Annotated in this window: 8 protein-coding genes and 1 pseudogene; 4 read left to right on the top strand and 5 right to left on the bottom strand. The window is 67.6% G+C overall.

The features are described from left to right. Positions 1-575: pseudogene (locus APM_RS17515) on the bottom strand (hypothetical protein); the annotation flags it as partial. 518 nt (positions 576-1093) lie between these two features. Between APM_RS17515 and APM_RS17520 the strand changes: the two are divergent. The 4 genes from APM_RS17520 to APM_RS17535 all read left to right on the top strand — a co-directional run bounded on the left by APM_RS17520 (position 1094) and on the right by APM_RS17535 (position 6604). Next, positions 1094-1660 carry a YceI family protein gene (locus APM_RS17520; protein ID WP_007424733.1) on the top strand — a complete coding sequence of 189 codons (567 nt, stop codon included), beginning with the start codon at positions 1094-1096 and terminating at the stop codon, positions 1658-1660. A 422-nt stretch (positions 1661-2082) separates the two neighbouring features. Continuing rightward, positions 2083-3423, top strand: a complete 1341-nt coding sequence (locus APM_RS17525; protein WP_007424734.1) for an OmpP1/FadL family transporter — start codon at positions 2083-2085, stop codon at positions 3421-3423. 114 nt (positions 3424-3537) lie between these two features. Next, positions 3538-5163, top strand: a complete 1626-nt coding sequence (locus tag APM_RS17530) for a GMC family oxidoreductase (RefSeq protein WP_007424735.1) — start codon at positions 3538-3540, stop codon at positions 5161-5163. Positions 5164-5188: 25 nt separating this feature from the next. Then, positions 5189-6604, top strand: coding sequence for an aldehyde dehydrogenase family protein (locus APM_RS17535; RefSeq protein ID WP_007424736.1), 1416 nt, complete (start codon positions 5189-5191; stop codon positions 6602-6604). 15 nt (positions 6605-6619) lie between these two features. On the opposite strand, the gene APM_RS17540 is transcribed toward APM_RS17535, so the two are convergent. From APM_RS17540 to APM_RS17555, 4 genes are all read right to left on the bottom strand, one after another. Continuing rightward, on the bottom strand, positions 6620-7159 hold the full coding sequence (locus APM_RS17540) for a DUF4442 domain-containing protein (protein ID WP_007424737.1): 540 nt from the start codon (positions 7157-7159) through the stop codon (positions 6620-6622). Next, a complete protein-coding gene (locus APM_RS17545) occupies positions 7152-8870 on the bottom strand; it encodes an AMP-binding protein (protein WP_007424738.1) in 1719 nt (572 codons plus the stop codon). Before APM_RS17545 ends, APM_RS17540 begins: the two co-directional genes overlap by 8 nt. An 11-nt stretch (positions 8871-8881) precedes the next feature. Further along, positions 8882-10168, bottom strand: a complete 1287-nt coding sequence (locus APM_RS17550) for an acetyl-CoA C-acetyltransferase (protein WP_007424739.1) — start codon at positions 10166-10168, stop codon at positions 8882-8884. Between the two features lie 11 nt (positions 10169-10179). Continuing rightward, positions 10180-10873: MaoC/PaaZ C-terminal domain-containing protein (locus APM_RS17555; RefSeq protein ID WP_007424740.1), on the bottom strand; the 694-nt coding region annotated here is incomplete at its 5' end.

Raw genomic sequence — 10873 nt, forward strand, 5'->3', positions numbered from 1 at the left:
GCCTTGAGCTGAACCACCTGCCCGTTCGACAGCACGCCGACCTGCACCGGGGAATTCGCCTGCGGCGTCGTGCTCAGCACGTTGGCGCTGATCAGCGGCGTCACGCTGGGCGAACCCGTCGAGGTGTTCAACACACTGACATTGGCGAGGGCGTTGCTGACGGGATCGACCGCGTCGGCGACGCCGGCGACCGTCGGCCCGACGACGGGCAGGCCGGTGAGGCCGCTGGTGCTCAGCGTCGAACCGTTGCTGCTCAGCAGGTCGCCCGTCTGGGTGACGGTGCCACCGAGACCGTTCACGATCGAACCGACCGGGCCGCCGGTCTTGGTGCCGAGCGACGACAACTGGGTGCCCGCAGAGGCCACCGTGTTGCCGGCCGTGCTCACCGGCGCGCCCGCGGCGGCTCCGGCGGTCGTGCTGGCCGTGCTGACAACGCCGGCTCCCGTGCCGCTGGTGCCGCCCGTGCTGGCCATCGACCCGCCGTTCGAACCGCAGCCGGCCAGCGCCAGCGCGGAGCCGAGCCCGACCGTGCACATCAGCGCCCTGGACGTCGCCTTCCGTATAGACTTGCTCATTGTTAAAAAAACTCCTCGCGCGTTTTCAAAATCCATTCCGTTAGCCCGCGTCTCAGGGGAGTCGGAATGTCACAGGCGACAACTACTTTGTCACCTTATGAAACAGCATACCACGATCTGCGCGGATTGGTTTCAATTTTCATAACTTTTTCCAAAAAAGAAATAAAATTCCAGACCAAGTGAAAAATATCGAATTGATATCGTTATATTTCAGCAGGTTAGGCTGTCATCGTGGGCATGCCGCCAACCGGCGCATCACAAGCCGCCCTCCGTAACGGCGGCCGCACGTGGACCTCCGAACTGCCCCTGGACACGACCAGCCGTTTCATAACAAAAAGACAACCTAGGGTTTCAGCTCACCCGCATAACGTGCAGTCAGCGATTGTATTTTCCGGAGAATTGTTATGACGATTATTAACATTTGTTCAATTTATGTGGATTCCATCTAAAAAGAGTTGTTTGTCCTTTACGTATATGGCATGTTTTGCCACATATCGTTATATATGGAGGAAACAATCATGAAGCGGATCGCGGCTTGCGCTGCCCTCGCGTTGGGCGGGATGATGGCAGCTGCCGGGACGGCGCGTGCGGGGAACGAACTCTTGCAACTCACGCCGGGCAACATGTTGTCGCAGACGCACTCGACCGCGGTGCTGTTCACGATCACCGGCACCTATCGCCAGCTTTCCGGCACGCTCACCTTCGATCCCACCGCGAAGACCTGCCACATCGACGTCACGTTCGTGACCAGCAGCCTCGCGCTGCCCAACGCGATCGTGCGGGGACAGGTCATGTCGAAGGCATTCCTCGATCCGAAACAGTATCCGCAGACGAGCTATATCGGCGACTGCGCGAAGAACGGCACGGAACTCGACGGCAAGCTGACCATGCACGGGCAGACCCATCCGTTCGCCATGAAACTCACCGAGCGGATGGCTAACGGCAAGTTGGTGGGATTCGACTCGGTCGGCAAACTCGACCGCTATAACTGGGGACTCGACGGATTGAAGCTGATGGTCGGCAAGGTGATCACCGTCACGAACGACATCTCGCTGACCGGCAAGCCGCCCAAGCCGGCGAACTGAGCCGGCCCGCGGAAGTCCCGTCCGGCCTTGCGCGAGCAGGCCGCAAGGGACCGCTGTTTCCGTAACACGGCGCGTGGCCGAGCATGATCGGCCCGCGCATCTGCCGGCGCATGACAGATGCCGGCACAGCCAGCCGCCGCTCCGGCAAGGCCTGACGCCGGAGGGCTGCGGGAGGCGCTGTCATGTTACGAACCGTTTCGAAACATTCATCTTGCGGGAGGCGAGTTGCGCCTTCCTTTGCTGCCCGTTCGACGCGGAATTCTTCGGTTTTACTTTCGGGCACCGGTTGCGTGACTTTCTGCTGCCCTTGCATGTCTTGGCACGACGATGGGTCGGCCGGTTCTGGCAAGCATACGATTCGTTGTTGCCCATTACGTCAATTGACGGTATGAAACGGAAATATCTTTTTTGGGAGATCGTCAATGAAAGAAAGAAAAATTCTAATTTGTCGTAATTCCTCGCAGATCGCGTTGCTCGTTGCGCTCGCCGTGCCCGGTCTGGCGCAGGCGGCCGGGCTCGGTCTGGCCGATCAGAGCACCGGAATGGTCGCCCGCTCCTATGCCGGCGCGACGGTCAGCGCCACGCCCTCGACAGCCTTCTACAACCCTGCCGGACTCGTGATGCTGAAAGGCAACCAGTTCGAGGGCGCCTTCAACTATTACGACATAAGATCGAAATTCAGCGGGACCGATGAACCCTATTTCGGCCAGGGCACGTCGTCCGGCTTCGTCGAATCCACGCTGGTGCCGGGGAGTTTCGGCGTCATCAGCCTGCCGCACGGGATGAAGCTCGGCTTCTCGGTCACCACGCCGATCGGCGGGCGGATCAAGTATCGGCCCGGGTTCGTCGGCCAGTATCAGGGCACCGAGGCGCTGCTGACCACCATCCAGGTCGGGCTGTCGCTGGCGATTCCGATCACCAGGACCCTCTCGATCGGCTTCGGTCCGGAGATCAACTATTTCCAGAACATCCTGGCCCTGGACCAGAATCTCGGCGTGCTGCAACCCGCAGCCGGCCAGTTCTCGGGCAAGAGCTACGCCTTCGGCTACAATGCCGGCGTGATGTACCGCCCGGCGCCGGGCACGCGGATCGGCCTCGACTACCGCTCGCGGATCAGCCAGAGCGTGAAGGGCGTCGAGCGGATCGGCATCCAGCTTCCCTCGATCGTGCCGCCGGCGGTGGACTCGCTGCTGACCTCGCTCGGCGGCCTGCCGCCCGCAGCCTCGAGCGCGTCCGACAAATGGACCTTCCCGCAGCAGATCTCCTTCGGGGTCTATCAGCGGCTGACGCCGCGGCTCGCGGTGATGGCCAGCGCCCAATGGACCAACTGGGCGCAGCAGCAGTCGCTGATCATCAGCGACCCGTCGACCGCGAATTTCACCCATGGCGCGATCTATACGCCGTTCGACTACCGCAACAGCTGGACGGTCGGCGTCGGCTTCGATTACCGGGCGACGAGGCGGCTGACGCTGATGGGCGGCGCCGGATACGACGAGAGCCCGGTCACTTCGAAATACCGCCAGGATCTGCTGCCGGATGCGAACCGCACCTCGCTCAGCGCCGGCATGAGCTTCAGGCTGCTGCCGAACGCGACGCTGATGGCCGGCTACCAGCACATCTTCGTCCAGAACGGATCGATCAGCCAGACCCGCGTCGGCCTGCAACCGAACGGGACGACGCAGACGACCTATTCAGGCACGCTGGACGGCACATATTCGCTGAGCGCCAACGTGTTCTCGACCGGCGTGGTCATGAGTTTCTGAACCACCCGCACGTTTCGTGCCCGCACAGAGGATGGCAAACATCCCGCCCCGCCGCCGGCCGCAACGGCTCCCGCCGCCGGCGGCGGGCGCAATCAACGGAGGAGACATCAAGGCGTGAGCAGCGAGAGTTTCGATTACGTGGTGGTGGGCGCCGGCTCGGCCGGTGCGGTGATCGCCAACCGGCTGAGTGCCGATCCGCAGGTCCGCGTCTGCCTGCTGGAAGCCGGGAAGCCGGACAAGTCGCGCATGATCGACACGCCGCTCGGCATTGTCGGCCTGCTGCGGTTCAGGACCTATAACTGGTATTACTACACCGCGCCGCAGGCGGAACTGAACGGCCGGCGGCTCTACTGGCCGCGCGGCAAGACGCTGGGCGGATCGTCGTCGATCAATGCGATGATCTACATGCGCGGCCATCCCGAGGATTACGACGAGTGGCGGGATCTCGGCGCGCCGGGCTGGGGGTGGGACGACGTGTTTCCCCTCTTCCGGGCGATGGAGCGCAACGAGCGCGGGGCGGATGCGTTCCACGGCGATGCGGGGGAACTCAATGTCGCCGATCTCGGCAATCCGAATCCGCTGGGGGCGGCGTTCGTCCGCGCCGGCGTCGAGGCCGGGCTGCCGGCGAACGCGGATTTCAACGGCGCGGTGCAGGAGGGCGTTGGCCCGTATCAGGTGACGCAGAGGGATGGAAAGCGGTTTTCCGCCTCCCGCGCGTTCCTCGACGGGATACGCCAGCGGGCGAACCTGCGGATCGAGACCGGCGCGCATGTCGCGCGGGTGCTGCTCGAAGGGACGCGGGCTGTGGGCGTCGAGGTGCGGATCGGCGGGGCGATGCGGCGGATCGGGGCGCGGCGGGAGGTGATCCTGTGCGGCGGGGCGATCAACTCGCCGCAACTGCTCATGCTCTCGGGCATCGGGCCACGGGCGGCGCTGGCGCGGGCCGGGGTGGAACTCGCGCATGAACTTCCCGGCGTCGGCGCCAACCTGCAGGACCATCTCGACGTGTCGGTGATCGTGCCCGACCGGAGCGGCAATTCGGTGGGGGTGGCGGGCAACACGCTGCCGCGCGCGGTTGCGGCGTTCTTCGAGTATCGCCGCAAGGGGACCGGGATGTTCCAGTCCAACGCGGCGGAGGCGGGCGGGTTCGCGCGGCTGACGCCGGAATCGCGGCGGCCGGAAATCCAGTTCCACTTTCTGCCGACGATCCTGCGCGACCACGGGCGCAAGCCGGTCTGGGGCCACGGGATGACGCTGCATTGCTGCCAGTTGCGGCCGAAGAGCCGCGGCAGCATCACGCTGCGCTCCGCCGACCCGTACGCCGAGCCGGTGATCGATCCCGCCTATCTCAGCCATGCCGACGACCTCGGCGAGCTGCTCGCGGGGCTGAAGCTCGGCCGGCGGATCATGGCGAGCCCGGCGATCGCCGCCCTCAGCGGCGGGCGGGAGATCGATCCGGGGCCGGCGCGCCAGGACGACGCGGCGCTGGTCGATTTCATTCGCGCCTCGGCGGAAACCATCTATCATCCGGTGGGCACCTGCCGGATGGGCCAGGACGAGATGGCCGTGGTCGACGACCGGTTGCGCGTGCGGGGGATCGACGGGCTGCGGGTCGCCGATGCCTCGATCATGCCGCGCCTGATCGGCGGCAATACCAACGCGCCCTGCATGGTGATCGGCGAGAAGGCGGCGGGGTTCATCCGCGCCGAGCGCAACGAGCCGGCGGCGGCAATGGTCTGAAGCGACCGAAGCAAGGAGAGTGGGAATGGACATGATCGAGACGATGATGCCGGATGGTGTCGCGGGGCTGGATACGCTGTTCGCCCGCCAGCAGGCGCGGGCGATCGCGCTCCGCAGTTCGGGCGCGGAGGCGCGGATCGCGAAGCTGCGGGCGCTGGAGGCGGCGGTGCAGGCCTGGCGGCCCCGGCTTTACGCCGCGCTGCAGGAAGATCTCGGCAAGCCCGAGGCGGAGGCCGACCTGTCGGAGATCCTGCCGGTGCTCTCGGAAATCCGCCACGCGCGGCGGCATCTGAAATCGTGGATGAAGCCGCAGCGCGCGGCGCCGACGCTGACCACCTTCGGCACGCGGGCACGAATTCGCCACGAGCCGCGCGGCGTGTGCCTGATCATCTCGCCGTGGAACTATCCGGTGAACCTGGCGCTCGGGCCGCTGGCCTCGGCGATCGCGGCGGGGAATACCGCGATCCTGAAACCCTCGGAAATGGCGCCGGCGACCTCGGCGGCGCTTGCCGCCATGCTCGCGGAGATCTTCGCGCCGGACGAGGTGGCGGTGCGGGAGGGCGACGCCGCGATCGCCACCGCGCTGCTCGACCTGCCGTTCGACCACATCTTCTTCACCGGCAGCCCGGCGATCGGCAAGGTGGTGATGACGGCGGCGGCGCGGCACCTGAGCTCGGTGACGCTGGAGCTTGGCGGCAAGTCGCCCGTCATCGTCGATGCGGGAGCGGATCTCGCGAAGGCGGCGAAGGCGATCGCCTGGGGCAAGTTCACCAATTGCGGGCAGACCTGCATCGCGCCCGACCATCTCTATGCCCATGAGGCGGTGCATGACGAGCTGGTGCGCCGGGTGCGGGCGGAGACGGCGCGGATGTATGGCGCGGCGCCGGGGGCGGATTACGGGCGGATCGTCAACGAGCGGCATTTCGACCGCATCCTGCGCCTGCTCGACGATGCGCGCGGCCGGGGCGCGACTGTCGAGGGCGGGGCGGCGGACCGGGCGCGGCGGCTGATCGCGCCGGCCTTCGTTTCCGGCGCGCCGCGGGAGTCGGCGGTGATGCAGGAGGAGATCTTCGGCCCGGTGCTGCCGGTGATCCGCTTCCGCGACGCCGCCGAGCCGATCGAGGCGATCAACGCAGCGCCGAAGCCGCTGGCGCTCTATCTCTTCGCGCGCGACCGGCGCTTCACCGACCGGGTGATCGGCGAGACCTCGTCGGGCGGGGTGGGCATCAACACGACCATGCTGCACTTCCTGCACGGCAACCTGCCCTTCGGCGGGGTGAACAATTCGGGGATCGGCAACGCGCACGGGTTCTACGGCTTCCGCGCCTTCAGCCACGAGCGGGCGGTGCTGAGGGATGTGGCCTCGGCGACGCCGATGCTGTTCCCGCCCTATACGAAGCGGGTGCGGATGATGGTGAAATCGGTGCTGCGGCTGGCCTGAGCGGGCCGGGCGCGCTCAGGAGAGCGGGCGCGCCCGGGGCTTCAGCCGCACATAGAGCTGGCGGCGGGCGCGGGCGACGAGGGTGCCGGCGGCGTCGCGGATCTCGTTGCCGAACCAGGGCTCGACCTTTTCGCCACCGGCGGCGGCGGTTCGTATTTCGGCCTCGCGTTCCGGCGGGATCGCGAACTCGGTGAAGACGGTGCCGCGGCCGGGGCTGACATATTCGATGTCGGCGGCGCGGTCCCACACATAGTAGTCGGGGCCGAGGAGGCGCATCAGCATCAGCGCCCAGGGGCCGTCGGTCACGGCGAAGAGGGTGCCGCCGAAGATCGTGCCGACGGCGTTGCGGTTGTACCAGCGCAACACGATGCGGGCACGGCAGTGGCGCCAGTCCGCCGAGATGGAATCGATGCGGATGCCGGAGAACAGGTAGGGCGGGTAGAGGTTCATGCCCCAGCGCATCCGCCCGGGAGTGACGCCGACGCGGTGCAGCAGGGTGCCGCGATCGGGCCCCTGCCCGGCCGCGTCGCCCGGCGGACGCGCGCCGTCAGGCATCGTGCTGGGCCCGCAATTCGCGGCGGAGGATCTTGCCGACCGGCGTCTTGGGCAGCTCCTCGTGGCGGAACTCGACGATCTTGGGCATCTTGTAGCCGGTGAGGTTGCGCCGGCAATGCGCGAGCAGTTCGGCCTCGGTCAGGGTGTCGGACCGCGGGACGACCACGATCTTGACGCGCTCGCCGGAGGCCGCGTCCGGCACGCCAAAGGCGGCGACCTCGAGCACGTCGGGATGCATCATCACGACTTCCTCGATCTCGGAGGGATAGACGTTGAAGCCGGAGACCAGGATCATGTCCTTCGCGCGGTCGACCAGGCGGAGGAAGCCGCGCTCGTCCATGATGCCGATATCGCCGGTGGCGAGCCAGCCCTCGGCGTCGAGCACCCGGGCGGTCTCGTCCGGGCGCTGCCAGTAGCCGCGCATCACCTGCGGGCCGCGCACGCAGACCTCACCCGCCTCGCCGATGCCGGCCCAGGCGCCGTCGGTGCGGCGCAGCCGGACCTCGGTCGAGGGCAGCGGCAGGCCGACGGTGCCGTTGAAGCTCATGCGTTCGGGATGGTCGAGATCGATCGGGTTGGTGCAGACGATCGGCGAACACTCCGTCAGCCCGTAGCCCTCGCTGATCGGCCGGCCGGTGACCTCCTGCCAGCGCTTCGCGACCTCGGCCTGCGTCGCCGCACCGCCGGCGATGACGAGGCGCAGCTTCGAGAAGTCGAGCCGGCGGAAATCCTCGTTGTCGAGAAAGCTGTTGAACAACGTGTTGATGCCGGCCATGCCCTCGAACTTCTCGTTGCGGATGATGCCCATCACCCGCTTGGTGTCGCGCGGATTGGCGATCAGCACGTTGCGCCCGCCCAGCGCCATGAACATGAACAGGTTAACGGTGAGTGAGAAGATGTGATAGAGCGGCAGCAGCGTGAGATTGTTCACGCCCTCGCCGTGGAACTGGTCGCCATTCCAGGCGAAGGCCTGCAGCACGTTGGCGATGATGTTGCGATGGGTGAGCATCGCCCCCTTGGCGACGCCGGTGGTCCCGCCCGTGTATTGCAGGAAGGCGATGTCCTCGTGGCCGAGCTCGACCGGGCGCAGGCCGGCGCGGCGGCCCTCCGCCAGGGCGGCACGGAAGCGCCGCGCGCGCAGCCCATGCTTCGGCACCGCCTTCTGGACGTGGCGGAGGACGAAGTTCAGCGCCGGGCCCTTGAGGCCGCCGAGCAGGTCGCCGATGCCGGTGAGCACCACCGTCTCGACCGCCGTGCCGGCGAGGCCCTGTTCGGCGGTGCGGGCGAAGTTCTCGAACACGACGAGGAGTTTCGCGCCGCTGTCGCGCAGCTGGTGGTTCAGTTCCCGCGCCGTGTAGAGCGGGTTGACGTTGACCACCGTGCCACCGGCGAGCAGCGTGCCGAACACCGCGATCGGGTATTGCAGGGAATTCGGCATCATGATCGCGACGCGGTCGCCCTTCGCGATTCCGCGCGCCTGCAGGAAGCCGGCGAAGGCGCGGGCGCGGGCGTGGGTTTCGGCGTAGGTCATCGGCGTGCCGATGCTGACGAAGGCCTCGCGCGTGGCATAGGTCCGCGCCCAGGTTTCGAGCATGTGGTTGAGCGACGGCGTGCGCGCGAGCTCGTCGCCAATGTCGTGCGGCACCCCTTCGCGGTAGGAGGCGAACCAGATTCCGTCGGTTTGGACATTGTCCTGCATCGTATCGGTCATATCACTTTCCCTCAGCGCTCCACCACTGCGACGACACCCTGCCCGCCCGCGGCACATATCGAGATCAGGCCGCGTCCGGCGCCCTTTTCGGCCAGCATCTTCGCCAGCGTCGCCAGAATCCGCCCGCCGGTCGCGGCGAAGGGATGGCCGGTGGCGAGCGAGCTGCCGTTGACGTTGAGCCGCGCGCGGTCGATGGCGCCGGGCGGGGCGTCGAGCCCGAGGCGGTCGCGCGCGTAATCGGGGCTTTCCCAGGCGGCCAGGGTCGAGAGCACCTGGGCGGCGAAAGCCTCGTGGATTTCGTAGAAATCGAAATCCTGCAGGGCGAGGCCGAGCTTGCCGAGCAGGCGCGGCACGGCATAGGCGGGCGCCATCAGCAGGCCTTCCTCGCCATCGACGAAATCGACGGCCGCCGCCTCGCCGGCGCGCAGATAGGCGAGGATCGGCAGGTTCCGCGCGCGCGCCCACTCCTCGGAGGCGAGCAGGACGACGGCGGCGCCGTCGGTCAGCGGGGTGGAGTTGGCGGCGGTCATGGTGCCGCCCTTGCGGTCGAACACCGGCGGCATCGCCGCGAGCTTCGCCGGGTCGATGTCGGGGCGGAGATTGCCGTCCTTCGTCAGGCCGCGAAACGGCACGATGAGGTCGTTGAAGAAGCCGCGCCCGTAGGCGGCGGCGAGGTTGCGATGACTGGCGACGGTGAGCTCGTCCTGGGCGGAGCGGGGGATGCGCCAGCGTTTCGCCATCTGCTCGCAATGCTCGCCCATCGACAGGCCGGTGCGCGGCTCCGCGTTGCGCGGCAGCGCCGGGCGGAGCAGCATGGACGGGCGGATGCCGGCGAGGGTTTTCACCTTCTCGGCGGTGGTGCGGCCGCGATTGGCCTTGAGCAGCAGCTTGCGCAGCTTTTCGTTGAGCGCGATCGGCGCGTCGGACGTGGTGTCGACCCCGCCGGCGATGCCGGCGTCGATCTGGCCGAGGGCGATCTTGCTGGCGACCAGCAGGGCCGCTTCGAGCCCGGTGCCGCAGGCCTGCTGGATGTCATAGGCTGGGGTGTCGTGGCCGAGCGTGGTGGAGAGCACCGCCTCGCGGGTGAGGTTGAAGTCGCGGCTGTGCTTGAGCACGGCGCCGGCGACGACCTCGCCGAGCCGTTCGCCGCCGAGGCGGTAGCGGTCGACCAGGCCCTGCAGGGCGGCGGTCAGCATGTCCTGGTTGGAGGCCTCGGCATAGGCGGTGTTGGCGCGGGCGAAGGGAATGCGCGTGCCGCCGATGATCGCGACGCGGCGGAGCGAGGGGGCGGTGAGCATCGATGTCTCCATCAGGCGGCGGCGCGGAAGGCGAGCGTGCCGCGCAGATGCGGCTTCGTCTCGCGCCGGTCGCGCAGTTCGATCAGGCGGGTGCCGCCGGGCGGGCCGGCCATCAGGCAGGCGCCGCCGGGCAGGAAGGCGGGAGTTTTGAAGGCGATCGCGGCGGTGAGGGTCTCGACCGGGGCATTTGGCAGCAGGGCGGCGATGGCGCGGGCCTTGCTCCACATGCCGTGGGCGATCGGCCGGGGAAAGCCGAACAGCCGCGCCGCCGCCGCCGAGGTGTGGATCGGGTTGGCATCGCCCGAGACCTTGGCGTAGCGCCGGCCGAGGGAGGCCGGCAGGTCGAGCCGCAGCATCGTGGAGAGCGGGGCATCCGGCGTCGCCACCGGCTGGTGCGGGCGGCCCCGGATGTCGCGCGCGCCGAGGCGGAGATAGACGCTGCGGCTCTCCCAGACGAGGCTGCCGGCACGGAGCGCGCGGGTGTCGATCGCGAGGGCCTGCCCCTTGTCATGGGCGAGCCAGCCGGCGAAGCGGGCCTCGATCTCCAGCGCGTCTGCGGACTCGAGGCGGACGTGCTGGCGGATGGTGTTTTCCAGATGCACGAGGCCGATGACCGGGAAGGGAAAACCGGGGCGCAGCAGCAGCGCCATGTGCAGCGGGAAGCCGAGGAGGTGCGGAAAGGTCGGCGGGATGCCGCAGCGCTCG

Source organism: Acidiphilium sp. PM (assembly GCF_000219295.1).
GTDB classification, from domain to species: domain Bacteria; phylum Pseudomonadota; class Alphaproteobacteria; order Acetobacterales; family Acetobacteraceae; genus Acidiphilium; species Acidiphilium multivorum.

What these genes read in the sequence shown, in the direction of transcription:
- APM_RS17520 (WP_007424733.1), top strand. Translation starts at nt 1,094, where the DNA reads ATGAAGCGGATCGCGGCTTGCGCTGCCCTCGCGTTGGGCGGGATGATG.
- APM_RS17525 (WP_007424734.1), top strand. Translation starts at nt 2,083, where the DNA reads ATGAAAGAAAGAAAAATTCTAATTTGTCGTAATTCCTCGCAGATCGCG.
- APM_RS17535 (WP_007424736.1), top strand. Translation starts at nt 5,189, where the DNA reads ATGGACATGATCGAGACGATGATGCCGGATGGTGTCGCGGGGCTGGAT.
- APM_RS17540 (WP_007424737.1), bottom strand. Translation starts at nt 7,159, where the DNA reads ATGCCTGACGGCGCGCGTCCGCCGGGCGACGCGGCCGGGCAGGGGCCC.
- APM_RS17545 (WP_007424738.1), bottom strand. Translation starts at nt 8,870, where the DNA reads ATGACCGATACGATGCAGGACAATGTCCAAACCGACGGAATCTGGTTC.
- APM_RS17550 (WP_007424739.1), bottom strand. Translation starts at nt 10,168, where the DNA reads ATGCTCACCGCCCCCTCGCTCCGCCGCGTCGCGATCATCGGCGGCACG.